Origin of the sequence: Streptomyces sp. NPDC048392 (assembly GCF_043200575.1) — a bacterium.
Classification (GTDB): domain Bacteria; phylum Actinomycetota; class Actinomycetes; order Streptomycetales; family Streptomycetaceae; genus Streptomyces.
The window spans coordinates 262283-287856 of record NZ_JBICYB010000004.1 but is presented as its reverse complement, the minus strand read 5'-3'; the positions used below and the strand labels follow the sequence as shown (position 1 = coordinate 287856).

Genomic DNA, 25574 nt, shown 5'->3' with positions numbered 1-25574 from the left:
GTCCGCAGAAGCGGTGAAACAACCCCCGCTTGGCGGAAATCCCCCGCCGAGGACGACCACGACGCACTGCGGCGACGGCTGCGGGAGCTGGGCGGACCGCACCGCTCCAAAGTGCTGGGGGACGAGTGGTTCAGCCTGGCCAAGCAGGCGGTCCTGAAGCGGATGCAGCCCGGCTTCACCACTCCCCCCACGGGGTCCTGCCCGAAACCGGGCAGGATTCTTGCGAATCCCTCACCGTTACCCCAGGATCTACCGGGTGCACGACGAACTCGTTGATCATCTGACGCGGTCCACTCCCCTGAACCGGGGCGAGGCGCTGCGCGTGGTCCAGGACGTGCTCGCCTACTTCGACGAGACGACCGAGGAGTACGTCCGTCGCCGCCACCGTGAACTCCAGGCCCAGGGTCTGGTGAACGCGACGATCTTCGAGCGGATCGAGGCGGAACTGAAATACCGGGCGGTCGCGCCCCCGGAGCTGTCGCTCCGTCAGCTGCGCCGCATCGTCTACGGCTGAGCAGGCCGAGAAGGACTCGAGGGATACGTATACATGTGCGGAATCGTCGGATACATCGGCAAGCGTGACGTCGCGCCCCTGCTTCTGGAGGGCCTCCAGCGCCTGGAGTACCGCGGCTACGACTCGGCGGGCATCGTCGTCACCTCCCCGAAGGCCGCCGGCCTCAGGATGGTCAAGGCCAAGGGCCGGGTCCGCGACCTGGAGGCCAAGGTCCCGGCGCGCTTCAAGGGGACCACCGGCATCGCCCACACCCGCTGGGCCACCCACGGCGCCCCCTCCGACGTGAACGCCCACCCGCACATGTCGGCCGACGACAAGGTCGCCGTCGTCCACAACGGCATCATCGACAACGCCGCCGACCTTCGCCGCAAACTGGAGGCGGACGGCGTCGAGTTCCTCTCCGAGACCGACACCGAGGTCCTCGTCCACCTCATCGCCCGCTCCGAGGCCCAGAAGCTGGAGGACAAGGTCCGCGAGACCCTCCGGGTGATCGAGGGCACCTACGGCATCGCCGTGATGCACGCCGACTTCCCCGAGCGCATCGTCGTCGCGCGCAACGGTTCGCCGGTCGTCCTCGGCATCGGCGAGAAGGAGATGTTCGTCGCCTCCGACATCGCCGCGCTGGTCGCCCACACCCGGCAGATAGTCACCCTCGACGACGGCGAGATGGCCACCCTCAAGGCCGACGACTTCCGCACCTACACCACCGAGGGCACCCGCACCACGTCGGAGCCCACCACCGTGGAGTGGGAGGCCGCCTCCTACGACATGGGCGGCCACGACACCTACATGCACAAGGAGATCCACGAGCAGGCCGAGGCCGTGGACCGCGTGCTGCGCGGCCGGATCGACGACCGCTTCTCCACCGTGCACCTCGGCGGTCTCAACCTGGACGCACGCGACGCGCGTGCCGTGCGCCGCGTGAAGATCCTCGGCTGCGGCACCTCGTACCACGCGGGCCAGATCGGCGCCCAGATGATCGAGGAGCTGGCCCGTATCCCCGCCGACGCCGAGCCGGCCTCCGAGTTCCGCTACCGCAACGCGGTCGTCGACCCGGACACCCTGTACATCGCCGTCTCCCAGTCCGGCGAGACGTACGACGTGCTGGCCGCCGTGCAGGAGCTGAAGCGCAAGGGCGCCCGCGTCCTCGGCGTCGTCAACGTGGTCGGCTCGGCGATCGCCCGCGAGGCCGACGGCGGCATGTACGTGCACGCGGGTCCCGAGGTCTGCGTCGTCTCCACCAAGTGCTTCACCAACACCTGCGTCGCCTTCGCCCTGCTCGCCCTGCACCTGGGCCGCACCCGCGACCTGTCCGTCCGCGACGGCAAGCGGATCATCGAGGGTCTGCGCAAGCTGCCCGCGCAGATCTCCGAGATGCTGGAGCAGGAGGAGGACGTCAAGAAGCTGGCCGCGCAGTACGCCGACGCCCGCTCGATGCTCTTCGTCGGCCGGGTCCGTGGCTACCCGGTCGCCCGTGAGGCCTCCCTCAAGCTCAAGGAGGTCTCCTACATCCACGCGGAGGCCTACCCGGCCTCCGAGCTGAAGCACGGCCCGCTCGCCCTGATCGAGCCCGCGCTGCCGACGGTCGCGATCGTGCCGGACGACGACCTGCTGGAGAAGAACCGAGCGGCGATGGAGGAGATCAAGGCCCGCAGCGGGCAGATCCTCGCCGTCGCCCACCAGGAGCAGGAGAAGGCCGACCACACGATCGTCGTCCCGAAGAACGAGGACGAGCTCGACCCCATCCTCATGGGCATCCCGCTCCAGCTCCTCGCCTACCACACGGCCCTGGCCCTGGGCCGGGACATCGACAAGCCGCGCAACCTCGCGAAGTCGGTGACGGTGGAGTAGGTCTTCCACTTCCACGGAAACGGCCCCTCACGTGTGCCGCCCACACGTGAGGGGCCGTCGTGTCGCCGGGGGCTGCCCGGCCCCCGGCCCGCGCGGCTACCCGGCGGCCGTCACCCGCCGGCCCGCAGCGCGTCGCGAGAGGTCCGTCGGCCAGTGGGCGAGGGCCGCGGTCGCCGCGTACCAGGCGACCGCCCCCGCCGCGACGGCGAACCAGCCGCCCGCCCTGCCCAGCCCCTCGCTGTCCGCGAGGACACCGAGGGCGAGGAGCAGCAGGGACACGAAGAACAGCCCGTAGGCGCCCTGCCCGAGCGGGTCGCCGCCCGCGAACGTGAGGGAGAGGGCGACGAGGCCGAACAGCAGCAGGAAGAGTCCCGCCGCGTTGGCGGACACGGGGTGGCCGGCGGAGACGGCCCAGGTGAACCAGAACGCGCCGAGGACGGTGAAGGCCGTGCCGGAGGCGGTGTCCCTCTCGCGCAGGGCCAGCAGCCCGGCGACGAAGAGCGCGACGCCGCCGACGTACTGGGCGACGGTGACGGCGTCCGCCGCCGTCACCCGGTCGATCACGCCGGTGTGACCGATGCCGAAGGCCAGCAGGGTGATGCCGAGGGCGAGTCGGCCCACGGCCGTGGTGGTGTTTCCCGCGGAGACGTCGTTGTCCACGGCGGGCTCCCTTCATGCAATGTGCAGTTGTGCGGTGACACGTATATGCCCTTCACAAGGACACGAACACCTCTACGCGTCGGTAGCTTCACGCTGCGCCGCACGAGCGGGACCGCCGGGTCCGCGCACGAGCGGGACCGCCGGGTCCGCGGCGGGCCGGCACCACGGCCGTTACGGGATGACCACCACGGGCCGCCTCGCCCGCTTGGCGAGCCGCCCGGCGACCGAGCCGAAGAGGCGGCCGACCAGGCCGTGGCTGGAGCCGACGACGATGGCGTCCGCCTCGTACTCCCGCCCCACCTCTTCGAGTTCGTGGCAGATGTCGCCGCCGCGCTCGACCAGGATCCAGGGCACCTCGGCGAGGTAGTCCGCGCACGCCAGCTCCAGGCCCAGCACCTCGGTGCGGTGGTCGGGCACGTCGACGAAGACCGGGGGCTCACAGCCGGCCCACACCGTGGTGGGCAGCCGGTTGGCCACATGCACGATGACCAGGCCGGAGCCCAGCCGACAGGCCATGCCGATGGCGTACGCGAGGGCGCGCTCACTGGAGGTGGAACCGTCGAAACCGACGACGACGCCGTGCTTGAAGGCTGGGTCGCACGACTGGCGTGGCTCTTCGGCCGCCAGGGGCTCGGCCGCCGCAGGTTCGGCGACGGGCCGCTTGCGGTCCGCGGGTTCGAAGAATTCGTGACCGGCCATGGCTGTCTCGGCGATTTATCCTCTAGGGGGGACAACACGGTGCGTCGGAGCTGTGTCCGGGATTGGTCTTCCCAAGCCCATACCCCCAAGGGTACGGCGGCACTCCTCCTTCACCCAGATCCCGCGAGTGGTCCGCCGCGGGCTCACCGGAGCATGCCCGAGAGGGCGCCCGTAACGCAATGGTTGCTGCTCTGTACAGGCTGTTCGCACAGGATTCAACCGTCCGTGACCGGTCGTGACCGACGCGCCGCGCGGGCGTTGATCTCCACGCCGCCATCCCCAGGGAGTACCCCCTTGTCCGGACAGCACCGCCCCGCCGAGCCTAGGTCCGGCACGTCCGGCCGACCGGGCACCTGCGGCCGTCCGGGCGCACCCGACCGCCCCGGAGCGGGCGCGCCGCCCCGGGACGGCGTCACCGACCTCGTCCGCTGGGCGGCGTTCGGCTGCGCCCTCGTCCCGGTCGCGCTCCTCTGGTACGGCGCCCCGTTCGCGGGCACCGTGGGTACGGCCCTCGGCCTGGCCGCCGTCACCGGCGCCTGCCGGCTGCTGATGCGGCGTTCGGAGCGTGTCGCGGCCCGGTCGCGGGGCGGGAGCCGGCACAGGGCCGAACCGCCGGTCCGCGGGGCCGGGCGGCACGCCGGGGAAAACACACCGGTCGACTGACCGGTTTCCGCGCACAGTTCCGCTTCTTTTCAGCCAACTTCCGCCGATGGCGCATCAGCACCCCTCACCACCCCTCAACCCCCGTTCCACCTGCACGGAAAGGGTCTCCGGGACCCTTCGCACCCTACGGGGATTGGCCACTGACACAAGGCGCACTTCCCAGTGGCCCCCCGGAGTGCAACGCTTCGTGATCGACTGCTTCACGCCAAGTTGCCATGTCGACAATGTCCCAAGTGCCGAACCAGCCACTTCGGCAGGACGGGACACAGTAGATTCGATCTTGACCGTCTACGGCGGGGGACTCGTGCAGGACCGAGGGGAAACGTGTTGGAGCGACAGACCCGAAGGGTAGAGGGTGCCGCGACCACCGAGGGGGGCTTAGCAGTATGAGCCACGACTCCGCTGCCGCGCCGGAAGCCGCGGCCCGGAAGCTCTCCGGGCGACGCCGCAAGGAGATCGTCGCGGTGCTGCTGTTCAGCGGCGGCCCCATCTTCGAGAGTTCCATACCACTGTCGGTGTTCGGGATCGACCGCCAGGACGCCGGCGTACCGCGCTACCGACTGCTGGTGTGCGCCGGCGAGGAAGGCCCGCTGCGGACCACAGGGGGCCTGGAACTCACCGCACCGCAGGGACTGGAGGCGATCTCACGCGCCGGTACCGTCGTCGTGCCGGCCTGGCGGTCGATCACCTCACCGCCACCGGAGGAGGCGCTCGACGCTCTGCGCCGGGCGCACGAGGAGGGTGCCCGCATCGTCGGACTGTGCACCGGCGCCTTCGTCCTGGCGGCGGCGGGCCTGCTCGACGGCCGGCCCGCGACCACCCACTGGATGTACGCGCCGACGCTGGCCAAGCGCTATCCGTCGGTGCACGTGGATCCGCGTGAGCTGTTCGTGGACGACGGCGACGTCCTGACGTCCGCGGGCACCGCGGCCGGGATCGACCTGTGCCTGCACATCGTGCGCACGGACCACGGCAACGAGGCGGCCGGTGCGCTGGCCCGCCGCCTGGTGGTCCCGCCGCGCCGCAGCGGCGGCCAGGAGCGCTACCTCGACAGGTCTTTACCTGAGGAGATCGGCGCCGACCCGCTCGCCGAGGTCGTCGCCTGGGCGCTGGAGCACCTCCACGAGCAGTTCGACGTGGAGACGCTGGCCGCGCGCGCCTACATGAGCCGCCGTACCTTCGACCGCAGGTTCCGCTCGCTGACGGGCAGCGCCCCGCTCCAGTGGCTGATCACCCAGCGGGTCCTCCAGGCACAGCGCCTGCTGGAGACGTCGGACTACTCGGTGGACGAGGTCGCGGGCCGCTGCGGCTTCCGCTCACCGGTGGCGCTGCGCGGACACTTCCGCCGCCAACTGGGTTCGTCCCCGGCCGCCTACCGGGCGGCCTACCGGGCGCGCCGCCCCCAGAGCGACCGCCAGACGGACCCGGGCACCGGCACCGCGGGCGGCCCCCGCGCCCTGCCCCCGCCCGACGCTCCGGTCGCCCTCCCCCCGGAGAACGCGGTCCCGTTCCAGACCCGCCGCACGGCGTCACCGATACCGGCGGGCGCGGCAAGCGTGCCGGGGCAGCGCGGCGCGCCGTGAGGTGACGTGAGGTGACACTCGCGACGCCGGACGAGCGACCAGCCCGTCCGGCGTTCGGGGGACGAGGCCGTACAGGCCGGGGCGGGGCCCGGGGTGCGGCAGCTCCCGTGTCGCCCGCCCCGGCCACGGGGCGCGGCACCCGCCCGCCCGCCGCAGGGCGCCCGCACCCACGCCGGGGGTCCGGCGGACGCACGCCCGCCGTAAGGTGTCCGCATGAACGATCGCATGGTGTGGATCGACTGCGAGATGACCGGCCTCTCGCTGTCCGACGACGCGCTCATCGAGGTTGCCGCCCTCGTCACCGACTCCGAGCTGAACATCCTCGGTGAGGGTGTCGACATCGTCGTCCGCCCGCCGGAGCGCGCCCTGGAGACGATGCCGGAGGTGGTGCGTGAGATGCACACCGCCTCCGGACTGCTCACGGAGCTCGACGGCGGCACGACCCTGGCGGACGCCGAGGCCCAGGTCCTCGCCTATGTGCGGGAACACGTGAAGGAGCCCGGCAAGGCCCCCTTGTGCGGCAACTCCGTCGGCACCGACCGCGGCTTCCTGCTGCGGGACATGCCCACGCTGGAGGACTACCTCCACTACCGGATCGTCGACGTCTCCTCCATCAAGGAGCTGGCCCGCCGCTGGTACCCGCGGGCGTACTTCAACAGCCCCGAGAAGAACGGCAACCACCGCGCGCTCGCCGACATCCGCGAGTCCATCGCCGAACTGCGCTACTACCGGGAGGCGGTCTTCGTCCCGCAGCCCGGCCCCGACTCCGACACGGCCAAGGCGATCGCCGCGAAGCACGTCGTGTCCGCCGGGTAAGGGCGCCGGTCCGCCGGGCGGCGTCCGCGAAAGCCGGGCGCGAGCACCCCTTCGGACCCTGTACACTTTTTCTCAGCCGGTCGGGAAGTCCCGCCACGCGGGAGTTCGAGCACCGGCCTTGGTGGGTGTAGCTCAGTTGGTAGAGCACCTGGTTGTGGTCCAGGTGGCCGCGGGTTCAAGTCCCGTCACTCACCCTGAATGATCAAGGGCTGACCTGGTAGAACAGGTCGGCCCTTGGTGTTTCTCATCACTATGGGAACATCGCGGGAACCGATCAAGGAACCTGCGGCCTATCTTCCCTGCATGGCGAGCATCGTGGAACGACCGCAGAAGAGCGGCGCCATCACCTTCCAGGTGAAGTGGCGTCAGGACGGCCAGTGGCAGAACGAGAAGTTCGGCGCCGAGACCTCCGACGAGGGGCGCGCCCAGGCCGAGCAGTTCAAGAAGCTGGTCGAGGCGCACGGCAATCAGTGGCCGCACGGCTGGGTGCCCGGAGAGGGATTCGTCGAGACGCCGGCCATCCCCGGCGACGTCCCCCTCGTCGACTACGCGACGCGGTACGTCAACCGCCTCAACGGTGTCGACGAGCGGACGAAGGACGACTACCACCGGGACATCCGGCTGCACCTGTCCCTGATCCAGCACACCAACGTGCGGGGCGTGGCGGAGCAGGCGACCATCTGCAACCTGGTCCAGGAGGACGTCGACGACTGGGTCGCGGTCATGGCGGCGGGCGAGCGAGACCCGGACGATCCGGAGAAGTGGGCCCGCCGTAAGGGGGACCCGAAGTCCATCCGTAACCGGCACGGGCTGCTGTACTGCGTCGTGCAGGCCGCGATCGAGGCCACTCCCCAGCTGCGCACGAAGAACTGCTGCATGAAGACGCAGCTGCCCCGCGCCGATGACCACATCCAGGAGGAGATGACGTTCCTCGAGCACGAGGAGTACACGCGGATCGCTGCCGAGTTCAGGGACCCGTCCGCGCGCCAGCTCGCGGACTGGCTCGTCGGCACGGGCATGAGGTGGGGTGAGGCCAGCGCCCTGCAGGTGCAGGACCTGGCGCTGAACGCCGCGGTGCCGACGGCCAACATCCAGCGGGCGTGGAAGCGCGCGGCGAAGGGCAGTCCGAAGTCCTTCTACCTGGGTCCGCCGAAGACGAAGAAGGCGCGGCGGATGGTGGCGCTGACCCCGAGCCAGGTGCGGATGATGCGGGAGCTGGTTACGGGGCAGCCGCCGGAGGCGTACGTGTTCCGGACTGCGACCGGCAAGCACTGGCGGCACAGCAACTTTTTTCACCGGAAGTGGAAGCCGGCGGTGGCGGCTGCGGTCGCGAAGGGGTTGCCGAAGAGGCCGCGTCTGCATGATCTGCGGCATACGCACGTGGCGTGGCTGATCGGGAAGCGGATCCCGCTGCCGGCCATTCAGGCACGGCTGGGGCACGAGAGTATTCAGACGACGGTGGACCGGTACGGGCACCTTGTGCGGGAGCTCGACACGGAGATCATCGCTGCACTTGAGGACGTCATGTCGGGGCCCGCACCGGTCGTGGGTCTGCGCGCGCTGTAGGCCGTCAGTCGCCGGGCTGTGGCCCTCGCCAGTTCTGCTCCCACAGCCCGGTGTGGACGAGGTGGTTCATGTGGCCGAGCAGCTCTCGTCCGGCCTGCAGGGATATCTCCCCGCGAACCACGAACCAGGCGAGGGCACCGTCCCTCTCGAATGGCATCACAACCTTTCCTCCTGGCAGTGAGTCCACGTAGTGCATCTCGATCTCCGTCTGGGGGAACTCGTCTTTCGCTGGGCGTGAGTCGTCGGCGGTCCGATTCTCCTCGGATGGCACGTCGTCCGTCATGCGCGATGCCTCCTGCGCCGTAGCTTGGCCCGCACATTCGCTCACTTGTTCGAACACACGGGCGAACTGATCCAATGTCGCCCCCCAGGCGGATCATCGACGATGCCACACCGATCACAGTGTGACCAGGGTGAAACGCTCAGTGAATGAAAGTCGTACTAATTGGTCAGGCCCTGGCCACCCCTGAGCCGTCAGAGGGACAGCGGCACAACCGGCGGCGCGAGTACGGGCACAGGGTCGGGTGCAGGTGGGCGAACGCACCGATCGTCCCAGCGCTGCAGCCAGAGACCGTCGCCTGCAATCCGCTCGAGCATCGCGTTCATCTCGTCGCGCACGGAGCGGGTGCAGTACCCGGCGCGGATGAGCCAGATGCAGCTGCCGTCCTCCTCAACGGGCATGACCGTGCGGCCGCGGGGCATGGTCACGCCGGGCACGATCTCCCAACGGGAGACGGCGACACCGAGGCCTTTGGCCGGCTCCTGCATGCGACCGGGATGCGTCCAGCGCTGCTGCCACAGTCCGTTACCGACCTGATGGCGCGTTATCCAGTTGAGCTCCCACACCAGGGGCTCGCGGACGTGCAGGGTGTGGAGGTAGATGTCGGCCAGTGCGCCCGGGCGGTCCTCCACATGGACAAGGCGGCCACTGGGCATGAGGCCTGGCTGTGCAAGGTGGTACACCGCTGACGTGCACTGATCTGACATGTTCGCCCCTGTCCCCCCGAGCCGCACCGTCACATGGGCAGCACGAGGCTCATCGGTATCTCCACCCCCAGGCGGATCACCATTAGACACTGGCGGACACATTCAGCCAATAGGCGACGCACAGTGTGTAGTCGGGCAGCGTCAACAAGGCGCACATAAGGGGGAGTTGAGACCGAAGGGAATCAGTCGCGCTTGAGTCGGCGCCAGGAATCCATGAGCGCACGAACTCGCTCCTGATCGTCCTGGGACATCTCCAGGTAGTCGTGCACCAGGGCGCGCACCTGGCCGTCATCGCTCCAGACCGAGTCGACGCGCCAGAACTGAGAGCCCGCCGCTTCCGTTACCGAGCCGAGTGCCACTTGAAGGCCGGCGGCCAGTCCGGCCAGTCGCCCGTAGTCGGGGATCTCGCGCAGCGTCCCCTTCTCCAAGCGGTCGATCCAGTTGTGATCGACGACTGGCCCCGCGTCGGGGTCGTCGGGATTGATGCACCGACTGGCCAGGGCGCGCAGCGATAGCGCGAGCTCCGCTCGTCGTGTGCGCACCAGATCGGAGAGATCCGTCCGCGCCGCCTGCTCCACCATGGGGATCATCCTGCCACTCCGTATCGCGGTCTGGGCGCGGGGTGTCCACGTGACTGGTGTTACGTCTGTGATGTTGCACCTGTTCAGAGGGTCAGTCAGTCGCAGGTGCAGGACAAATTGTCCATGACGAGGGACGTTTCCCGCTAGTACACGATCGGGCCATTGGCGAATTCGCCACGCTGTCTCAGGAGATAGGCAAGTCGTCCACGACGTGCCACACTCCTCATGTCTCACCACAGAGACGAACTGTCACACGAGGTGGACATGATCCAAGATCTGCCGATGTACCAACTGGTCGATCGTGAGGACTGCGACGGCCGCACCTTCCTCCGGCTGCTGATGGAGCGCGACGGTGAAGGCCGCAAGGTCTCCGTCCGTCAGCTGGCTGAGGCCGCCGGCGTATCGAGCAGCATGATCGGCAACCTGCTCACCGGGAAGAGCACCCAGCTTCCCTACGAGGCGGCGCTCCGCTCGGCCGAGCGCCTCGGCGTCGACTGCGGCGTCCTGTGGGTCCAGGCGGCCCGCAGCGTCCGGTCCCGCCGAAGCAGCTTGGCAGGAGCCCGGTCGTGACCCGCCGGCTCCAGTACCCCGAGGCCGCCGAGGAGCTCGGCATCGAGGAGTCCTGGCTGCGCCGACACATCAAGCAGCTGCCGCACAAGAAGCTCGGCCGGACCGTGTACTTCACGGACGCCGACCTCGAGCGGATCGACCAACTGCACCACCACGAGCCGACGACCGGCCCACTGGCAGCACCGCCCAAGCCCAGCCCGGCGGCGGCCCCTCACCCGCTCGCCAACCTGCGCCCCCTGCCGCGCCGCGGCAAGGCACTCGCGAACGTCTCCTGACCCCACGCAAACGGGACCGCCCGGACCCTGCACGGTCCGACCGGCCCCGCTCGAGACGTCGCCTCACATCACTCACTCTGAAATGAGGCTCACGTGGAACAGGCTACCCAGCCCACCACGACCACCGCACCCGCCGCGACCGCTACGCAGATCGCCGGCCGCGCCTCCTACCACCGGGCCCGTGCGCTCGCCGACTGGCTCGTCGACCAGGTGCCCACCCTTCCCACCGCCGCCGAGGCGCACCGCAGCTTCGCCCTCGACAGCTACGAGGCACGTCTCCACTTCGGCGCCGGCTTCATCGCGGGCCGCGGCGTCCTCGAGACCGCCGCCCTCACCGACACCGAGCCCACCCGCGAGGAGAAGCGCGACGACCAGGGCTCCCTCGTCGGCTACTGGATCGGCCTGCGCACCGTCGTCGACGGCGTACCGCTCAGCGCCTGGGCGCTGACGAACCCGGCGGACGCCGACGAGCTCCTGCAGGAGACCGCCGACGCCACGGCCGAGACCGCGGGCGAGGCGACGCAGCCCATGCCCACTGTCGGGACCGGTCCCGCCGACATCGTCGCGCCGGCCGTCACCGTTGTACGCCCGCTCACCGCCGTGAAGACCACCCCGGGCTCGCTGACGGGCACGCCGGAGTCCGGCAAGTGAGCCGGGGCCTGCAGCACAAGCTGCACTCCCACCTCGAGCTCGCCACCCAGATGCTGGACCTGCCGCTGACCGGCGAGCACCTCGAGCGCCTGGCCGTCGAGCTCACCCCCGCAGTCACGGCACTGATCGCCGAGGCCACTGAGGCGCACGCAGAGACGGTGCCGGTGGAGTACGGCGTCGTCGGCCCCGACCTGGACGAACGGGCCGGCGTGCAGACCACGACGTACGCCGGTTGCACCGCCCGCATCGGTACCGAGGTGGACCTCGAGTCGCCGGCCGCGTTACTCGCCGCCGAGCTCCGCGGGCGGCAGCCGGACGTCGTCGCCACCGACGTCCCCTCCGCCACATACCTCGGGCTGACCGTACGGCCGCAGTCCCTGCACGCCTGGCGGTGGTGGCTCGACAAGCTCGGTGTCCACCCCGACACGGTCACCCGCCAGGACGACTCGGTCTTCGCCACGGGAGTGGTCGGCGACGTAGTCGTCGCGGTCTGCGCTGAGGGCGTGCCCACGCTCATGGCCGACCGCCCCGCCGACCGGCTGATGGGACTGCTCGCCGAGACCGGCCCGGGCCCGGCATGAACGGCGCCGCTGCCTTCGCCGCTGAGTGGCTGCGCTACGGCGGGGTGGCGGCCGGGGCCTGGGCCGTGCTCGCGGTCCTGGTCAAGGTCGCCGCCGACCGTACCGACCCGGGCCCCGCCGACCGCATGCCGGCGGAACTGGTCCCGGTGTCGGCTGCCCCGCCGCGCCCCTCGTACCCGCCGTCCACTGCCCGGCACGCAGGCCCGCCCGCCCCGGACGAGGTCTGCCTCCTCACCGCCGCGACCGTCTCCCTCAGCAAGAGGACCGCATGGAACTGATCACTGACACCTACCTCGGGTGGGAACCCCTCACCCACACCGTCGACTGCACCGACCCGTCCTGGGACGACGTCGAGGTCCGCCGCACCGAGGGCATCCGCCCCCAGTCCACCGGCTCCGACCACCACACGTGCGGCCACCCGAACTGCGAGCACGGCGACACGTTCCGCCGGGTGCAGGTGCGGATGGTGTGCCGGGGCTGCGACACCGTGCGCATCATCAGCGGCGAGGCCCTGACCGAGGTCTACTCCACCACCCAGAACACGGGTTGGGGCCAGGCCCCCACCCAGTGCGGCGGCGTGTGGCTGTGGCCCGGCCGCCCCGCCGCCCCCGGTGCCGACCCGCACGAGTACCTCGTCACCCTGCAGGGCTCGGTCGTCAACCGGGCCACCCTGTACGGGATCATCACCGGCTACCGCGACAGCTCCGGCCAGCGCGTGTGGATGGCCGGCGCCGAGCCCGACCCCGACGGCGCCCACCAGGTCAGTGCCCTGCGCTACCGCCACGTCTCCGCCCCGTGCTCGTCCGTCGAGGAGGCGGCCGAGTTCCTCGACATCACCGCCCGCTTCCCCCACCGCCCCGTGGCGGTGAACGTCTGATGACCAACGACACCGAGCCCGAGGGCATCACCGCGCGCGCCCTGGCCGAGCTTCAGCGCCTCGAGTCCGGCGTGTTCCAGTTCGGGCAGCGCGTGCGCCTGTTCCTCCAGCAGCTCCCCGCTGAGTTGCCGGAGCCGCTGGCCGCGACACCGTCGGTCACCAACCCGTTGGACCAGTCGTACCTGCACATGGTGTTCCGGACGCCGGACGAGGTCGTGTCCTGGGCCACCTGGCTGGGCGAGCCCGTGAAGCGCGTCGATCAGAACGACGCGGTGTTCACCAGCGCCACGGGGTGCGTCGACGCACTGCACCTCTACGTCGGCTGCATGACCCTGCGCTCCCAAAGCGCCGAGCAAACGACGGCCGCCGAGGACGGTGACCACTGATGTCGAAGACCCGCAAGAGTTCTCCCCGCTTCGAGTTCAACGGTGGTCTCGTCGGGAAGCCGCGCGCGGCCGCGAACACCGCGGTGGTCGAGCCGTGCACGGTCGACGGCTGCGGCACCACCGCCGACCAGCCCCGCCCGGCACCGGCCATGGTCCGCGTCGAGGTGCCGGGCACGGGCGAGCCCGCCCGCTGGTATTGCCCCGGCCGCTGCACCGCCATCGGCCGCGCGCTCGCCGACGTCCGCGGCATCGGCCGCCCGGGCGGTGAGCCCCGGTGACCTCCCGTACGGACACGATCGCCGCGGTGCTGCGCCACCCGCGCCTGACCCGGCCGGTCGTCGCGCACGAGCTGCGCGAGCGCCTGGTCCAGGGCCTCGAACCGGGCGGCACCACGACGGACTGGACGGCGACCGTGCCGCAGCTGGCCGAGGCCATCAACGCCCGGCTCGAGGAGCGCGAGCAGAAGGACACCCGAGGCCGCATCCAGCGGCCGGTGGGCGGCGCCACTGCTCGCGCGGAGATCCTCGCGGTCCTCGAGTCGGCCGGCTACAACGCGGCGACCGCGGCTGAACTCCTCGCCCGCGCGCACCGCGAGCCCCGCACCGACCCGCCCGACCTCGAGTCCCGCGAGACGTTGGCGGGCGGTCACGCCCTGGTCGTCGAGTACGGCGACTGCGAGTTCCACGGCTCGTGCCAGTGCGGCCGCCGCCTCGGCACCGTCACCCAGTCCACGCCGGTCGACGTCCTCGCCGCGAAGTGGGAGCGCCACACCTGCACCGAACTCCCCGCCCTCACGACCTCGAACGGAGCGTCATGACCGAGCCCACCACGCCCGCTCCCCCGACGCCGGAGGAGATCAAGGCAGCGACCCGCGTCCTGATGCGGGCCTGGCAGCCCGGCCTGCTCCTGCCCGGCGACCCCGGCTACGCCGACGCCCGCGCCTTGGACGAGGAGTTCGCCGAGGAAGACGGCTGCCAGTGCGCCGGCACCAACGAGGACGGCGAGTCCCTCGGCTGCAACTGCGGCGACGGCTGCACCTGCGACAACTGCGAGCACTGGGCCTACTCGCGCGCCAAGCTCTGCCAGGCCGGCAACGTCAGCGTCGGCACCCGCTGCACGCGTGAGACGGAGTACCGGGTCGTCGCCTACCGCATGCAGCACAGCAGCCTCAGCGCCCCGCGTACCGAAGGCCAACCGTGCCCCCACGCCGGCACCCCAGAGGCCGACTGCCACTGCACGGAACGCTCCGTGTTCTACGAGTCCGGCCTCCACCCCGTCACCTACTGGACCAGGACCGCCTGCAGCGTGCCCTGCGCCAAACAGATCGTCGAGCAGGAACAGGCGTGGCGCGACCAGCACGGGACGCAAAGCGACCTGCAGTACTACGTCGAGCGTTGGACGTACGAACCCCACGACCAGGACCTCCCCGCCCCCCTCGCCGCGCTGCGTACCGCAACCCGCATGGCGGCGGACCGCACCGGCTACCTGGTGTCCGCCCTCTTCCGCGGGCACGACCACAGCCTCAACCTGCGGCTGAAGTGGGTTCGCGAGTCCGTCGCCTCCTCCGCCCACTGCGCGGCCGAGGACCTGCTCACCCGCCCGGACGACGACGTCTGGGACGACGAGCCGCCCACCGCCGTTCAGGAGGAGCCCGCCGAGCCGGACGCGCTCGAGTGACCAGGCGCCGGCCGCCCGCGTGCGAATGGCAGAGGCCCGAACCACATGCCCTGACGTACGCCCGTCTGTACCCGTCCGGCTGGTGGTGTGCCCGCCACACCCCAGCCGGGCAGCGGGGCAAGCCCGAGCCCCTCCCGGGGCCGGGCTGGCCCGCACACCTCCAGCCCCCACACGGCACCGATCCCGAGGCTGCTGCCCCCACCAGCACCGAGCACAGGCAGGACGAGACCCGATGACCGCACCGGCCCAGCCCCGCAGCGTCCCCACCCCGGCCGACGTCGCCCGCCGCGCCACGCCCGCGGCCGCGACGGCTCCGGCCAGGCCGGCCGCCCGGCCCAAGGCGCGCGCCGCACGCCGCGCCGCAGCCACCGGCCCGTACACGCCGGTGAAGCTGTCGGCCGCCGAGTCCATCGCCCCCGGGCAGCTCACCCGCGACGAGCACTTCCGCCGCTACTTCCTCCTGGGCCTGCGCCGCAGCGGCCTGCCCGCAAGCAGCCGGCTACTCGCGCACGACCTGATGTGGCGGGCCGGGCACCACAACGGGCGGATCTCCCCGAACATGCAGCCCGACCGGGAGTACCTGGCCCTGGCCACCGGTCTCACCGTCGCCCAGGTCAACGTCGCCATCAACACACTCAAGTCCCGCGGCTGGCTGTACGACCGCCGACTCGCCAGCGGGCCCCGCGTCGGCAGCACCCACTGGGCCCTCGCGATCCCCGCCGCAGCGCTCGAGGACGTCCGCGTGTTCATCAGCACCCGCCGCGACACCGGCTACACCCACTGACCGCCGGGCGGGCGCTGACCACGCCGCGCCCGCCCGGCGCCCAACCCGCAACCCACCAAGGAGAAGCCCATGTTCTCGCTCAGCAAGGTCGAGCAGCAGGCCCCCGGCCTCGTCAACCTCGCCAAGACGGCCGCCGGCAGCCTCACCAAGCACGGCCTCACCGGGCAGCGCGCCGCGGTGTACCTGGTCGTCGACCGCTCGTACTCGATGCACGAGTACTACGCGGACGGCAGCGTGCAGCACCTCGCCGACCAGGCCCTCGGCCTGTCCGTGAACGTCGACGACGACGGCATCGTCCCCCTCGTCTTCTTCGACACCCGCCCCTACCCGATCGTCGGCGTCCACCTCGGTGACCACGAAGGCGTTGTCGCCGAGCAGCACAGCCTGTTCGGCGGCAACCGCACGATGGGCGGCACCAACTACTCCGCCGCCATGCAGATCGTCGTCGAGCACTACGCCAACAGCGGCACCACCGACCCGGCCCTGGTCATCTTCCAGACCGACGGCGCACCGCAGGACGCGTCCGCCGCAGCGCAGCTCCTCACCCGCTACGCCAAGCGCCCCCTGTTCTGGGCCTTCGTCGGTTTCGGCCCCGCCCGGTGCCGTTCCTGCAGCGCCTCGACACCCTCGCCGGCCGGGCCGTGGACAACGCCTCTTACTTCCACGCCGGCGCCGACCCGCGCGGCATCCCCGACAGCGCCCTGTACGACGGGATCACCGGCGAGTTCGCCGCATGGCTGCCCACCGCCCGCGCCGCCGGCGTCCTGTGATGCGCCGCCCCCTCGCCGCGCTCGGCGCGGCCCTCACCGCCACGGCGCTGCTGCTGACCGCAGCCTGCTCCTCCACCCAGGAGCCGGGACCGGCCGGCCGGGTCGTCGCCAAGGAACGCGACCAGGAGTGCCGCACCGTCACGACCGGCACTGGCAAGAAGAAGAAGTCCCGGCGCGACTGCCGCTGGGAATACGAGCTCACCACCCGCGACAAGGCCGGTGACGAGCACGAGTTCGAGGTACCGGCCGACGTCTACGACGACTGCCGCCGCGGCTCCGCCTACCCCTCCTGCATCAACCGCTGACCCAGCCCACCACCGAAGGACCCTGATGTCCGCCGTCGCGTTCGCAGCCGCCGAGGCTGCACCGCACACCCCGCCGCCGTGTGCGGCCGAGGGTGCGCGGCCGCGCGCCGGCGGACTGACGGTGAAGGTCCCTCTGCGCCTGGTCGCAGGCAGCCAGTACAGCGACGCTGCCCTGGCTGTCTACGTCAAGATCGCAGCCCTGTCCCTCCGCCCGGAGGGCTGCCGTGCTCGTGTCTCCACCCTCGCCACCTACCTCGGCATGTCGAAGAGCGCGGTCGAACGCGGCCTCAGGCTGCTGCAGAACCCGGACCCGGTCGACGGCCTGATCGAGGTCCCGACCGTCCGTAAGACCGCCCGCGGCGGCACCGGCGAGAGTGCGCACCGCACCACCCGTCCCATCGACGACGGCGAACTGTGGGTGCGTGTCCCCGTCCGCGCAGCCGAGTCCCTCACCCCACGGCTGCTGCGCACCTACGCGCTCCTCGCCTACGCCACCGCCCGCCGTATCCCGGTCACGACGACCGAGCTCGGCGAGATGCTCCACCACCACAGCGGTGCGAAGGCCGGCCAGCACCTCACCGAGATGTCCGCCCGCCGCCTGGTCGACGACCTCGAGGACACGGGCTGGCTGACCGTCCGCCGCCGCGAGGGCGGGCAGGGCCGCAACGCCTACGAGACCAACCCCAGCCCGCTCCGTACAGTGCCCGCTCCGGCACCGATCCTCGATGACGAGGGGCCCGAGCAACTCGCCCTGTGGGAGGCCACGTCACCGGTCATTCATGACGGATCCGGTCCGAGCGATCATGACGGATCCCTCACGTCTAAGGAAGACCACAGGACTGACCGACCCGAGACACCGCAGCTGAGTGGGGGTTCCCGCCGTAGGCGAGGTGACCGTAAGTGGGTCGCCGCCCCTGTGGACAACCCACGGGTGCCGGACACGTTCCGGCCGGGCACCTCTCGCGCTCCGCGCGGCAACCGCCCCACCCCACCGCCCACGAGCCAGCCCACCACCAACAGCCCCGGCTACACCGGGCCGGAGCTCCGCTGGACCGAGCGCATCCACACCGCGCTCGCCCCCGTCCGCCACGAACTCGACAGCGTCCGCCGCTTCGTCCTGCGCCGTGTCGCCCGCGAGATCGGCCGCCAGCTCGACGACGGCATCAGGCCCGAGCGGATGGCCTCCCGCATCCAGGCCCGCTACCGCAGTATCTCGCCCACCGCCATCCACGACATGGGCGCCTGGCTCCTCGCCGTGGGCATCGTCCCCGGCGACTGCAGTGATCCGCGCTGCGAGGACGGCGTCATCTGGGGTGCGGACCCCGACGACCACGAGGCCGGTGGCGCCTGCCGCACCTGCGCCCGCCAGCAGGAGGCGACCAATGCCTGGTGGCGGTACGCCCGCGACCTCGAGGCCCGCCTGCAGCAACTGCGTGCGCATTCCACGGCCGAGCGGCTGCGAGAACAGCGGGCCGAAACGGACGAGCGGCGTCGCTACCGGGCCGCCGGCCGTGCCCGGGCGCAGCAACTGCTCGAGCTGGGAGACAAGCCGCTGCCCCGGCCGAGCGCTTTGCTGCCGAAGACCGACGAGCTGCCGCCGGTGCAGCCGCTGCCGCCGAAGAAGACCTACCGCCAACGCGAGCAGGCCAGCGACGAGGAGATCCTCGCCGCCGTCGCCACCCATGGCGAGGCCGTCGCGCTCCACCTCTACGGCCACCTCAGGACGCTGCCGCTCCTGCATGGCCGCCCTCGCGGAGAGGACACCTGATGCCCACCACCCCGCACCCACGCCGCGGCGTCACCACCTGCAACCGGTGCGGCGCGCCCATCCGCTGGGCCTCCGGCCCGATGCCGGGTCAACGGACGCCGCTCAACGCGCTGCCGTCGCCTGCCGGTGGGCTGGCCGCTCACACCACCGGGCTCGGCGGCCTCGTCGTACGCGAGCTCACCCCGGACCGGCCGGAGCCCGAGCACATCGAGTGGAAGGCGATCGCGCACTGGGCCAGCTGCACCGGCAGCAACGGCTCGAGGCCGTCGCCGCCGGCCGTGCCGGTGCGCAGGCCGGCACGGCGCAGGCCGACCGCCCAGCCACCACTGTGGGGACAGGGCCGATGACACTCGACGACCAGGTCGCCGCCCTCCTGCAGGCCGGCGCCACGTACAAGGCGATCGCACAGCAGCTGCACGTCGACGGGCACCGGATCCGTCGGGTCCGCGCCGAGCGGCGGATCCCGCTGCCACCCGGCCGAGCCAAGCGCTCCCGCGCCGAACTCGACGCGCTCGAGCCGACGGTGATCGGCATGCTCCTCGCCGGCCGCATGTACAAGGAGATCCGCCGGGAGACCCGGTTCAGCCCCAACGAGATCGCCCGCCTGCGACGCGAGCTGAACATCCCCGTCCCCTCGCGAGAGCCGACAGGTCTGACGATCGACGAAGCCCTCGCCCGCTACGCCATCCCTGCCACCAGCGGCGACCACCGAGTGTGGCGCGGGCCGATGCGGGGCCGGACGATGACCCTGCTCGCCGAGGGCCGACGGTTCAACGTGCGGTACGTCCTCTTCGAGCGGGCGCATGGCCGGCCGCCCGTCGGCTACGTCGTCAGCAACTGCGGTCTTGTCCCCTGCATCGCCGGCGGACACCTGACCGATGCCGTCATGCGCGGCACCGCCCCGGCCAGCGGCGGCGGCCGCCAATGACCGAGTACTACCGCGACGAGCAAGTCACACTCGTCCTGGGCGATGCCCTCGAGTCCCTGCGCGCCCTACCCGCCAGCGCCGTTGACTGCATCGTCACCTCGCCCCCTTACTTCGGACTGAGGGACTACGGCACGGCTAGCCAGTACGGGCTGGAGGAGACGCCCGCGGCCTACGTCGAGACGATGCGCGCCCTGTTCGCCGAGGCGCGACGCGTCCTGGCCGACGACGGGACGCTGTGGCTCAACCTGGGCGACAGCTACGCCTACCCGCCTGGCTCGACACACCGGCAGGGGAAGACGGGGCAGCGCCGGGACTGCACTTTCACCGCCGAGACGATCCGCGGCACCACGGCGCTACCCACGAAGAACCTGATCGGCGTCCCCTGGCGCGTGGCGTTCGCGCTGCAAGACGACGGGTGGATCCTCCGCAACGAGGTCATCTGGTACAAGCACAACGCCATGCCCGAGTCCGTCACGGACCGGCTGTCGTCCCGGCACGAGCACCTGTTCCTGTTCACCAAGCAGCAGCGGTACTGGTTCGACCTCGACGCCATCCGCGAGCCGCACACCATGCGCCCGCAGCGCAGGCCTCGAGGTCACACGGAACGCCAGCGCCTCGGCGTGCTGCCCGCACAGACGCACTCCACGTCCCAGCGCGACGAGCCCGGAGCCGACGGCCACCCCCTCGGCCGCAACCCCGGCGACGTCTGGGACATCACCACCAAGCCCTACCCCGCCGCGCACTTCGCCGTGTTCCCCATCGAGCTGCCGCTGCGCTGCATCAAGGCCGGCTGCCGCCCCGGAGGCACCGTCCTCGACCCCTTCAGCGGATCAGGCACAACCGGCGCCGCCGCCCGCCAGCTCGGCCTGAAGTACATCGGCATCGACCTCAACGCGGCGTACCACGACCTCGCCCGGGAGCGCTTCTCCCAGGGTGTCTTCGATTTCGAGGGAGCCGAGTTGTGACCGACACCGCCGCCGAGTGCGCGCTGTGCCACAAGCCGATCCGGTCCGCGGCCGCGCGGAAGCGGCGGATCGGATCCAGGTGCTGGCGCAAGCTCGCCCCCGCCCAGCGCGCAGCGCTCCGCCGCAACCCCCGCGACATCCGCGCCGCCCTCAACCAGCCCGTTCCCACCACCGACGGACAACTCGCCCTCGAGGAACAGGACCTCACCCAGTGACCAAGCAGACCGGCCCCGCCTGCGGCAACAACCCGAACTACCGGATGACCGACCGCGACCGCCAGGCCGTCACCGAGTTCCGCGCCTACCTCACCCGACGCAGCGCGCTGCTCGATGCCGCCGAGACCGCCGACCAGATGAGCATGGAGATCGAGCAGACGCTGAAGGCCAGGGAGGTCGGCCCGCTCACCGCTCTCCAGGACCTGGCCGACAAGCTGCGCCGCATGGCTGCCGACGTCGCACTGTCGCCGTACTACAAGCACCCCGAGTGCGGCTTCCACTGGCACGGCCGCGACGGCATGGACATCCCCATGCGGGACGGTCAGCCGGTGTGCCCGCGTTGCGAGCTGCGCCGCATGGCCGACGAGACACCAGCCACCGAGACCGAGACCCCCCGGGCCGCCTTGGAACGGGTCCGCGAGCGTTGCCAGGCCGTCCGTGACCGCGTAGGCCCCCGCGGCATGATCAACGCCAGCCAGATCCTGGGCCTGCTCTCGCCCACGTGGCCCGACGGCAACTTCGAGGCCGGGGCGCGACAGGACGACGAGACACCCGCGTGGGCGCGGACCGAACAGTGCGCGCACTGCGGTCAGCCCATCAGCCGCGTGACCGGCACGCTCACCGCCTGGTGGGTCCACAACCCCGGCGGAAACACCATCTGCGACTGGGCCCGGGCGGCGGCCAGCCCCCGCGCCACACCGACCGCCACCGAGGCGCAGCACGACGAGCCGTGGCCCGTGAAGGAAGCCACCCGCCGCTACGCCGAGCAGCTGCGCGCCACGCCGGGGCAGGCCTCGCGCGACGGGCACACCGGCTGGGAGTGCGACGCCGGGGCCTCGCTACTCATCGCTGCCAGCACCCTCGGGCCCGGGGCACTGGGCACCCACCACGGCACCATCTACAGCTGCGCCCTCCACCAGGGCGCAGCCCTGCAGCGCATCACGGGCTCCGGGTACGAGGCCGACCCGCAGCCCGCCCCGCCCGGACACCGCTGGAATCCGTGGCCGTGCGGCCACGTGACCGCACACGACGCGGAAGCGCTCGCCGCCCTGACCGCCGCCGGGGCGCGGCAGGACGGGGCGCATCGATGATCGCCGACACCCTGTTCGACCTCACAGCTGAGCAGGACCCCGCCGAGGCCGAACGCCGCATGCACGCCCACATCGACGTGCTCCTCGACATCGTCGACTGGATCGACCCCGCCGACCTGGACACCGCATGCGCCGAGGCCTGCACAGAGATGGGCATCCCGGTGCACCCCGACGTCGCCGCACGGATCGCCAAGCGACAGGACGAGGAGCCGTCGTGATCACCGAAGCGCTCGACACGCTCTACACCCTCGGCTGGGCGCTCCTCGGCTGGGTCGTCGTCCTCTCCGCCCTCTTCACCGTCATCGTCCTCGCCATCGTCGCCGCCGTCTGGTGGACGGGCGCCGTGGTGTGGCGACTGATCCGCCGACCGAGACCGGCCCGCGACCACTACGAGGAAGCCGCGTGACGACCCCCTTCAACTCCGCTGCCCTGCCCGGCCACTACCGGACAGGGCGCCCCCGCCACCACCGCCAGGAGCAGCTCGTGCCCAGTCCCCGCCGCTACCTGTACGCCGCGTCGGCCGGCGCCGTCCTCCTCACCGCCGCCACCCTGACCGCTTTCGCTCGCGGCCTGCGCATACCCGCCCTGCTCTTCGCGTTCGGCGTCCTGGTCCTCACCGAGACCGCCCTCCGCGAACACCGCCGCCTCCGCCGACGTCGTCTCGAGGCCGACTGGGCCAGACGCTGCGCCCTCGGCGAGAACCCGCCACCGCTGAACCCGTGCTGCTCGCTCGGCCGCGCCTCGCGCGGTCAGGTCCACGGCGAGGACTGCACCGAACACTCCCTCGAGAAGTTCCTCGACTACATCGAGCAGCAGCACCGGGAGGACGCGTGACCTCCCACCCCATCCCGGAGAACGCCGGCCACTGGTGGCTGGTGTCCGGGAAGTGGCGCCGCCTCCACGCCATCCCCAGCGCGGCCGCCACCCCCGAGCAGATGCGCGCCGCCATCGACGACGCCCGCCCGCCCCTTGGCCGGTCCGTGTGCGGGATGCGCCGCCGCTGGTGGATGCCCGGCCTCATCTCCCGCCTCGGCCGCCGCCGCTGCACCCCCTGCTGCACAGCACTCGGCATCCCGCTCGGCTACGGCACCCCCGCCAACGAAGCCGACCTCAACGGAAAGGACCAGCCCCAGTGACCGTCACCCGCTACCGAAAGCTCCCCGTCGAGGTCGACACCATCCAGTGGACCGGCAGCAACGAAGCCGAGGTGCAGGCATTCACCGGCAGCGCCAACTTCCACGCCCTGGACGACGCTAGCCGGGAGAACTCCGACGACCCCGCCGCCACGGCCACGGTGTACGACAAGCTCCACTCCACCTGGGTCCTCGTCTACATCGGGCAGCACATCGTCCGCGGCGTGAAGGGCGAGTACTACCCCATCGCCGAGGACGTCCTTGCCGAGACGTACGAGCCCGCGCCGTCCGGTCCGCCAGAGCCGAGCACCGCCGAGCCGCACGACCGGGAACGCACCCACATCAAGGCCATGATCGAGGTGCTGAAGGAGGAGACGCCCAAACAGCTGGTCCAGCCCGCCGGCCTGTTCATCTCCGGCATGCTCACCGGCCTCGCCGCCACCGTGCAGGTCCTCGACGGCAGCACTGCCGAGCAAGCCATGGAGGCCATCCCCACCAAGCTCGAAGCAGCCATCGGCCGTGCCTTCCTCAGCGGCACCCTCCCCACCGCACCGCCGAAGACGGACCCGGTGGACGTGCTCCGACAGATCGACGCGCTCCTACAGGACCTCGGCGTCGAGGGCGACGTCGGCGCCCGCGGCGTGGCCACCCTCGCCAACACCGTCCGGGCCATGCGCGAGGAACTTCAGCGCGCCGAGAACTTCGAAGGCCGCGCCAAGGCGTACGAGATGCGCGCCGCCGACCGCGCGACCCGCATCGATTGCCTCATTAGAGGCCGGGACCAGCTCCGCGAGCGGCTGGCCGAGCAGGAGGCCGAGACGATGCGGCAACACGAACGCGCCCAGCAGGCCGAAGCAGCCATCGCCCGCGTGCGCGCACTTCACCGCCCCGCCGACCACCGCGGCCTCCTCATCTGTGTCGAGTGTTCCGGCTACGACGGCTCCGGCTGCGACAACAGCCCCTGCGGGTACGAGCACTGCCCCACTCTCCGCGCTCTGGCCAAGCCGTCCGGCCCGGCAGCGACCGAAGCGCCTGAGCCCGAGCTGACGGCCGAGGAGGCCCGCACCCTCGCCGACGACCTCGGCATCCAGCTCTACGACGCGCAAGACGCCCTGGCGTTCGTCGAAGAGTGCTGTGCGATCGCCGACCGGGAGCAGCGGGCCATCTCGACGACCGACGTGCGGGAGTGGTTGAAGGGCGCGCGCTGCGGGCGGCTACTGGCGGCCGAGCAGCACGCCACCGAGACGACCGCACGCGTCGACTGGCAGGCCCTCGCCGAGCGGCGCGAGCGCGAGCTGAAGACCGTCGGCGAGGGGAAACACACCGCCGAGCAGGAGCGGGACGGCGCATACCGTGAGCGGGCCCACCTCGTCGCGCTCCTGGCCGCGATGACCGACGGCGCCGTCATCGCCCCCGACGTCGACGAGACCGAGGAGCCGGGCTGGCAGATCGTCTACCTCACCATCGGCGGCCGCCGCGCCAGTTGGCACATCAGCCCCCGCGACCTCGACCTGTTCACGTGCGTCCCTCACGTGGACGCCGGCCACCCGCTCGCACAGTGGGACGGCCACACCACCGAGGACAAGTACGCCGGCATCCGCCAGCACACCCTCGACCTGTTCCACCAGTGCGGGCCGGCCTGCGCCGAGGGCCACACCTACACCGGCCGCTGCGAGGGCGCCCACCAGGCGGACGACTCCGACACCACCGCGCCCGACGTCGTCCACCCCGCCACGGAGCCGCAGGCCAGCAACCCGCAGGCGGTGGACGAGTGACCGGCCACGAGGAGGCCCTGCCGGAATGGGCGCGCGCGGCCGACGAGGCCTACCGCCAGGCCGTCAAGGACCTGTACTACGAGGCGTACCGGGCAGCCCCGTCCGTGACGCTGTTCGATGCGGCTCGGTTCGATGCGGCTCGGACGGCGTGGGTCCTGCCCGCGGGCGCCACCGAGTGGGAGCCCTTCGGGTACATCAACCCCATCACCGGCACCGTGTACGAGGACACCGGCCCGGCCGAGGTGCCCGTCGTCACCATGCCGTGCGAGCACGGCGACACCGCCGGGTTCACCACCACCGTCGAGGCCTCGCTCACCGGCGACCTGCGCGCCCTGTTCGACGCGCTCACCGCCGCCCACCAGGCCGACCTGGACCGGCGCCTGCTGCGCCTGGCCGACGACCTCGGTCTGTGGGAGCCCGTCGTCCGCCGCCAGTTCCAAGGGGTGCAGTACGTCCTGGAGGAGGCCGGCGCCGCCGACGGCTACGGCCGCCTCACCATCTCCCAGCCCGTACGCCCGCCCATCGAACCCCCGGTCCGGAAGAGGCTGTCGTGAAGCTGCTGATCACACGCGGTGTGCACCGCATCCTCGCCGCGATCCATGACGCGCCCGCCCCGCCGACCGGCCTCGAGATCTGCCGGACCACAGGCAAGGGATCCGGCACCGTCTACCCCATCCTCGACCGGCTCGAGCGCGCGGGCTGGATCGGCGCCCGCCCCCATCCCACCCGCGAAGGCGCCTGGGTCTACCACCTGACCTACCGCGGCCAGCTCCGGGCAGGACTTGCCCCCGCCACCCCAGGCGAGCAGCCGACGCCCCGGCAGTAACCCGCCCGGTGGCCCGGCCGCCGCACCACCGCAGGCGGCCCGGCCACCCAACCTGTACCACCAGCACAGCAAGGAGA

Annotated in this window: 35 protein-coding genes, 1 tRNA gene and 2 pseudogenes; 33 read left to right on the top strand and 5 right to left on the bottom strand. The window is 71.3% G+C overall.

The genetic code is table 11. The features are described 5' to 3' along the window. Positions 1–42: 42 nt before the first annotated feature. The 3 genes and pseudogenes from ACGFYH_RS09705 to glmS all read left to right on the top strand — a co-directional run. Positions 43–165: pseudogene (locus ACGFYH_RS09705) on the top strand (Tat pathway signal sequence domain protein); the annotation flags it as partial. Between the two features lie 91 nt (positions 166–256). Next, positions 257–514, top strand: a complete 258-nt coding sequence (locus ACGFYH_RS09700) for a hypothetical protein (RefSeq protein ID WP_030179884.1) — start codon at positions 257–259, stop codon at positions 512–514. 33 nt (positions 515–547) lie between these two features. After that, a complete protein-coding gene (glmS, locus tag ACGFYH_RS09695; RefSeq protein WP_393802578.1) occupies positions 548–2365 on the top strand; it encodes a glutamine--fructose-6-phosphate transaminase (isomerizing) in 1818 nt (605 codons plus the stop codon). Between the two features lie 96 nt (positions 2366–2461). Here the strand turns inward: glmS and ACGFYH_RS09690 are convergent, their stop codons facing one another. Both ACGFYH_RS09690 and ACGFYH_RS09685 read right to left on the bottom strand, forming a co-directional pair. Further along, positions 2462–3025 carry a GPR1/FUN34/YaaH family transporter gene (locus tag ACGFYH_RS09690; protein ID WP_393802577.1) on the bottom strand — a complete coding sequence of 188 codons (564 nt, stop codon included), beginning with the start codon at positions 3023–3025 and terminating at the stop codon, positions 2462–2464. Between the two features lie 171 nt (positions 3026–3196). Further along, complete coding sequence (locus ACGFYH_RS09685) at positions 3197–3724, bottom strand: universal stress protein (protein WP_393802576.1); 528 nt, start codon at positions 3722–3724, stop codon at positions 3197–3199. A gap of 1049 nt (positions 3725–4773) precedes the next feature. Between ACGFYH_RS09685 and ACGFYH_RS09680 the strand changes: the two genes are divergently transcribed. From ACGFYH_RS09680 to ACGFYH_RS09665, 4 genes are all read left to right on the top strand, one after another. After that, complete coding sequence (locus tag ACGFYH_RS09680; RefSeq protein ID WP_393802575.1) at positions 4774–5970, top strand: helix-turn-helix domain-containing protein; 1197 nt, start codon at positions 4774–4776, stop codon at positions 5968–5970. 213 nt (positions 5971–6183) lie between these two features. Then, positions 6184–6786, top strand: a complete 603-nt coding sequence (gene orn / locus ACGFYH_RS09675) for an oligoribonuclease (RefSeq protein WP_393802574.1) — start codon at positions 6184–6186, stop codon at positions 6784–6786. Positions 6787–6907: 121 nt separating this feature from the next. Beyond that, positions 6908–6980, top strand: a tRNA-His gene (locus tag ACGFYH_RS09670). Between the two features lie 109 nt (positions 6981–7089). Further along, positions 7090–8352 carry a tyrosine-type recombinase/integrase gene (locus ACGFYH_RS09665; protein ID WP_393802573.1) on the top strand — a complete coding sequence of 421 codons (1263 nt, stop codon included), beginning with the start codon at positions 7090–7092 and terminating at the stop codon, positions 8350–8352. Between the two features lie 4 nt (positions 8353–8356). Here ACGFYH_RS09665 and ACGFYH_RS09660 read toward each other — a convergent pair whose 3' ends face one another. The 3 genes from ACGFYH_RS09660 to ACGFYH_RS09650 form a co-directional block, all read right to left on the bottom strand. Then, complete coding sequence (locus ACGFYH_RS09660) at positions 8357–8635, bottom strand: hypothetical protein (RefSeq protein WP_393802572.1); 279 nt, start codon at positions 8633–8635, stop codon at positions 8357–8359. A 191-nt stretch (positions 8636–8826) separates the two neighbouring features. Further along, positions 8827–9288 carry a hypothetical protein gene (locus ACGFYH_RS09655; protein WP_393802571.1) on the bottom strand — a complete coding sequence of 154 codons (462 nt, stop codon included), beginning with the start codon at positions 9286–9288 and terminating at the stop codon, positions 8827–8829. A 233-nt stretch (positions 9289–9521) separates the two neighbouring features. Further along, positions 9522–9929 carry an XRE family transcriptional regulator gene (locus ACGFYH_RS09650; RefSeq protein WP_393802570.1) on the bottom strand — a complete coding sequence of 136 codons (408 nt, stop codon included), beginning with the start codon at positions 9927–9929 and terminating at the stop codon, positions 9522–9524. Positions 9930–10184: 255 nt separating this feature from the next. Between ACGFYH_RS09650 and ACGFYH_RS09645 the strand changes: the two genes are divergently transcribed. From ACGFYH_RS09645 to ACGFYH_RS09520, 26 genes and pseudogenes are all read left to right on the top strand, one after another. Beyond that, positions 10185–10490, top strand: coding sequence for a helix-turn-helix domain-containing protein (locus ACGFYH_RS09645; RefSeq protein ID WP_393802569.1), 306 nt, complete (start codon positions 10185–10187; stop codon positions 10488–10490). After that, positions 10487–10765 (top strand): DNA-binding protein, encoded by a 279-nt coding sequence (locus tag ACGFYH_RS09640; protein WP_393802568.1) that lies wholly within the window; start codon positions 10487–10489, stop codon positions 10763–10765. The genes ACGFYH_RS09645 and ACGFYH_RS09640 overlap by 4 nt, the downstream gene beginning before the upstream one ends. Positions 10766–10858: 93 nt before the next feature. Beyond that, on the top strand, positions 10859–11416 hold the full coding sequence (locus ACGFYH_RS09635; protein WP_393802567.1) for a hypothetical protein: 558 nt from the start codon (positions 10859–10861) through the stop codon (positions 11414–11416). Then, positions 11413–11997 carry a hypothetical protein gene (locus ACGFYH_RS09630; protein WP_393802566.1) on the top strand — a complete coding sequence of 195 codons (585 nt, stop codon included), beginning with the start codon at positions 11413–11415 and terminating at the stop codon, positions 11995–11997. Before ACGFYH_RS09635 ends, ACGFYH_RS09630 begins: the two co-directional genes overlap by 4 nt. Then, on the top strand, positions 11994–12275 hold the full coding sequence (locus ACGFYH_RS09625; protein WP_393802565.1) for a hypothetical protein: 282 nt from the start codon (positions 11994–11996) through the stop codon (positions 12273–12275). Before ACGFYH_RS09630 ends, ACGFYH_RS09625 begins: the two co-directional genes overlap by 4 nt. Continuing rightward, positions 12266–12874 carry a hypothetical protein gene (locus ACGFYH_RS09620; RefSeq protein WP_393802564.1) on the top strand — a complete coding sequence of 203 codons (609 nt, stop codon included), beginning with the start codon at positions 12266–12268 and terminating at the stop codon, positions 12872–12874. The genes ACGFYH_RS09625 and ACGFYH_RS09620 overlap by 10 nt, the downstream gene beginning before the upstream one ends. Continuing rightward, entirely contained in the window at positions 12874–13260 is a 387-nt protein-coding gene (locus ACGFYH_RS09615; RefSeq protein WP_393802563.1) for a hypothetical protein, read from the top strand. The genes ACGFYH_RS09620 and ACGFYH_RS09615 overlap by 1 nt, the downstream gene beginning before the upstream one ends. Continuing rightward, on the top strand, positions 13260–13538 hold the full coding sequence (locus ACGFYH_RS09610; protein WP_393802562.1) for a hypothetical protein: 279 nt from the start codon (positions 13260–13262) through the stop codon (positions 13536–13538). The genes ACGFYH_RS09615 and ACGFYH_RS09610 overlap by 1 nt, the downstream gene beginning before the upstream one ends. After that, the gene (locus ACGFYH_RS09605; RefSeq protein ID WP_393802561.1) at positions 13535–14077 is read left to right on the top strand and encodes a hypothetical protein; all 543 of its coding nucleotides are present in this window, start codon (positions 13535–13537) and stop codon (positions 14075–14077) included. Before ACGFYH_RS09610 ends, ACGFYH_RS09605 begins: the two co-directional genes overlap by 4 nt. Beyond that, positions 14074–14937: a hypothetical protein gene (locus tag ACGFYH_RS09600; RefSeq protein ID WP_393802560.1), complete on the top strand. Its 864-nt coding sequence runs from the start codon at positions 14074–14076 to the stop codon at positions 14935–14937. The genes ACGFYH_RS09605 and ACGFYH_RS09600 overlap by 4 nt, the downstream gene beginning before the upstream one ends. Positions 14938–15169: 232 nt before the next feature. Beyond that, positions 15170–15721: a hypothetical protein gene (locus tag ACGFYH_RS09595; protein ID WP_393802559.1), complete on the top strand. Its 552-nt coding sequence runs from the start codon at positions 15170–15172 to the stop codon at positions 15719–15721. A 69-nt stretch (positions 15722–15790) separates the two neighbouring features. Then, positions 15791–16491, top strand: a pseudogene (locus ACGFYH_RS09590) (VWA domain-containing protein). Continuing rightward, a complete protein-coding gene (locus ACGFYH_RS09585) occupies positions 16491–16796 on the top strand; it encodes a hypothetical protein (protein ID WP_393802558.1) in 306 nt (101 codons plus the stop codon). Before ACGFYH_RS09590 ends, ACGFYH_RS09585 begins: the two are co-directional and overlap by 1 nt. Before the next feature lie 25 nt (positions 16797–16821). After that, a complete protein-coding gene (locus ACGFYH_RS09580) occupies positions 16822–18564 on the top strand; it encodes a hypothetical protein (RefSeq protein WP_393802557.1) in 1743 nt (580 codons plus the stop codon). Beyond that, on the top strand, positions 18564–18911 hold the full coding sequence (locus ACGFYH_RS09575) for a hypothetical protein (RefSeq protein ID WP_393802556.1): 348 nt from the start codon (positions 18564–18566) through the stop codon (positions 18909–18911). Before ACGFYH_RS09580 ends, ACGFYH_RS09575 begins: the two co-directional genes overlap by 1 nt. Beyond that, complete coding sequence (locus ACGFYH_RS09570) at positions 18908–19492, top strand: hypothetical protein (RefSeq protein WP_393802555.1); 585 nt, start codon at positions 18908–18910, stop codon at positions 19490–19492. The genes ACGFYH_RS09575 and ACGFYH_RS09570 overlap by 4 nt, the downstream gene beginning before the upstream one ends. Continuing rightward, complete coding sequence (locus ACGFYH_RS09565) at positions 19489–20457, top strand: DNA-methyltransferase (protein ID WP_393802554.1); 969 nt, start codon at positions 19489–19491, stop codon at positions 20455–20457. The genes ACGFYH_RS09570 and ACGFYH_RS09565 overlap by 4 nt, the downstream gene beginning before the upstream one ends. Beyond that, positions 20454–20672, top strand: coding sequence for a hypothetical protein (locus ACGFYH_RS09560; protein ID WP_393802553.1), 219 nt, complete (start codon positions 20454–20456; stop codon positions 20670–20672). Before ACGFYH_RS09565 ends, ACGFYH_RS09560 begins: the two co-directional genes overlap by 4 nt. Continuing rightward, positions 20669–21763 carry a hypothetical protein gene (locus ACGFYH_RS09555; RefSeq protein WP_393802552.1) on the top strand — a complete coding sequence of 365 codons (1095 nt, stop codon included), beginning with the start codon at positions 20669–20671 and terminating at the stop codon, positions 21761–21763. The genes ACGFYH_RS09560 and ACGFYH_RS09555 overlap by 4 nt, the downstream gene beginning before the upstream one ends. Then, positions 21760–21981, top strand: a complete 222-nt coding sequence (locus tag ACGFYH_RS09550; RefSeq protein ID WP_393802551.1) for a hypothetical protein — start codon at positions 21760–21762, stop codon at positions 21979–21981. Before ACGFYH_RS09555 ends, ACGFYH_RS09550 begins: the two co-directional genes overlap by 4 nt. Then, complete coding sequence (locus tag ACGFYH_RS09545) at positions 21978–22169, top strand: hypothetical protein (RefSeq protein ID WP_393802550.1); 192 nt, start codon at positions 21978–21980, stop codon at positions 22167–22169. Before ACGFYH_RS09550 ends, ACGFYH_RS09545 begins: the two co-directional genes overlap by 4 nt. Continuing rightward, a complete protein-coding gene (locus ACGFYH_RS09540; protein ID WP_393802549.1) occupies positions 22166–22597 on the top strand; it encodes a hypothetical protein in 432 nt (143 codons plus the stop codon). Before ACGFYH_RS09545 ends, ACGFYH_RS09540 begins: the two co-directional genes overlap by 4 nt. Next, positions 22594–22899 carry a hypothetical protein gene (locus ACGFYH_RS09535; protein ID WP_393802548.1) on the top strand — a complete coding sequence of 102 codons (306 nt, stop codon included), beginning with the start codon at positions 22594–22596 and terminating at the stop codon, positions 22897–22899. Before ACGFYH_RS09540 ends, ACGFYH_RS09535 begins: the two co-directional genes overlap by 4 nt. Beyond that, a complete protein-coding gene (locus tag ACGFYH_RS09530) occupies positions 22896–24671 on the top strand; it encodes a hypothetical protein (protein ID WP_393802547.1) in 1776 nt (591 codons plus the stop codon). The genes ACGFYH_RS09535 and ACGFYH_RS09530 overlap by 4 nt, the downstream gene beginning before the upstream one ends. Next, positions 24668–25225: a hypothetical protein gene (locus ACGFYH_RS09525; protein ID WP_393802546.1), complete on the top strand. Its 558-nt coding sequence runs from the start codon at positions 24668–24670 to the stop codon at positions 25223–25225. The genes ACGFYH_RS09530 and ACGFYH_RS09525 overlap by 4 nt, the downstream gene beginning before the upstream one ends. Further along, positions 25222–25497: a PadR family transcriptional regulator gene (locus tag ACGFYH_RS09520; RefSeq protein ID WP_393802545.1), complete on the top strand. Its 276-nt coding sequence runs from the start codon at positions 25222–25224 to the stop codon at positions 25495–25497. The genes ACGFYH_RS09525 and ACGFYH_RS09520 overlap by 4 nt, the downstream gene beginning before the upstream one ends. Positions 25498–25574 lie beyond the last annotated feature (77 nt).

Excerpts from the sequence above, each read along its gene's own strand:
- ACGFYH_RS09650 (WP_393802570.1), bottom strand. The coding sequence starts at position 9,929 with ATGATCCCCATGGTGGAGCAGGCGGCGCGGACGGATCTCTCCGATCTG.
- ACGFYH_RS09610 (WP_393802562.1), top strand. The coding sequence starts at position 13,260 with ATGTCGAAGACCCGCAAGAGTTCTCCCCGCTTCGAGTTCAACGGTGGT.
- ACGFYH_RS09550 (WP_393802551.1), top strand. The coding sequence starts at position 21,760 with ATGATCGCCGACACCCTGTTCGACCTCACAGCTGAGCAGGACCCCGCC.
- ACGFYH_RS09615 (WP_393802563.1), top strand. The coding sequence starts at position 12,874 with ATGACCAACGACACCGAGCCCGAGGGCATCACCGCGCGCGCCCTGGCC.
- ACGFYH_RS09680 (WP_393802575.1), top strand. The coding sequence starts at position 4,774 with ATGAGCCACGACTCCGCTGCCGCGCCGGAAGCCGCGGCCCGGAAGCTC.
- glmS (WP_393802578.1), top strand. The coding sequence starts at position 548 with ATGTGCGGAATCGTCGGATACATCGGCAAGCGTGACGTCGCGCCCCTG.
- ACGFYH_RS09645 (WP_393802569.1), top strand. The coding sequence starts at position 10,185 with ATGATCCAAGATCTGCCGATGTACCAACTGGTCGATCGTGAGGACTGC.
- ACGFYH_RS09660 (WP_393802572.1), bottom strand. The coding sequence starts at position 8,635 with ATGACGGACGACGTGCCATCCGAGGAGAATCGGACCGCCGACGACTCA.
- orn (WP_393802574.1), top strand. The coding sequence starts at position 6,184 with ATGAACGATCGCATGGTGTGGATCGACTGCGAGATGACCGGCCTCTCG.
- ACGFYH_RS09620 (WP_393802564.1), top strand. The coding sequence starts at position 12,266 with ATGGAACTGATCACTGACACCTACCTCGGGTGGGAACCCCTCACCCAC.
- ACGFYH_RS09655 (WP_393802571.1), bottom strand. The coding sequence starts at position 9,288 with ATGCCCAGTGGCCGCCTTGTCCATGTGGAGGACCGCCCGGGCGCACTG.
- ACGFYH_RS09600 (WP_393802560.1), top strand. The coding sequence starts at position 14,074 with ATGACCGAGCCCACCACGCCCGCTCCCCCGACGCCGGAGGAGATCAAG.
- ACGFYH_RS09595 (WP_393802559.1), top strand. The coding sequence starts at position 15,170 with ATGACCGCACCGGCCCAGCCCCGCAGCGTCCCCACCCCGGCCGACGTC.
- ACGFYH_RS09585 (WP_393802558.1), top strand. The coding sequence starts at position 16,491 with ATGCGCCGCCCCCTCGCCGCGCTCGGCGCGGCCCTCACCGCCACGGCG.
- ACGFYH_RS09575 (WP_393802556.1), top strand. The coding sequence starts at position 18,564 with ATGCCCACCACCCCGCACCCACGCCGCGGCGTCACCACCTGCAACCGG.
- ACGFYH_RS09625 (WP_393802565.1), top strand. The coding sequence starts at position 11,994 with ATGAACGGCGCCGCTGCCTTCGCCGCTGAGTGGCTGCGCTACGGCGGG.
- ACGFYH_RS09570 (WP_393802555.1), top strand. The coding sequence starts at position 18,908 with ATGACACTCGACGACCAGGTCGCCGCCCTCCTGCAGGCCGGCGCCACG.
- ACGFYH_RS09665 (WP_393802573.1), top strand. The coding sequence starts at position 7,090 with ATGGCGAGCATCGTGGAACGACCGCAGAAGAGCGGCGCCATCACCTTC.
- ACGFYH_RS09685 (WP_393802576.1), bottom strand. The coding sequence starts at position 3,724 with ATGGCCGGTCACGAATTCTTCGAACCCGCGGACCGCAAGCGGCCCGTC.
- ACGFYH_RS09580 (WP_393802557.1), top strand. The coding sequence starts at position 16,822 with ATGTCCGCCGTCGCGTTCGCAGCCGCCGAGGCTGCACCGCACACCCCG.
- ACGFYH_RS09565 (WP_393802554.1), top strand. The coding sequence starts at position 19,489 with ATGACCGAGTACTACCGCGACGAGCAAGTCACACTCGTCCTGGGCGAT.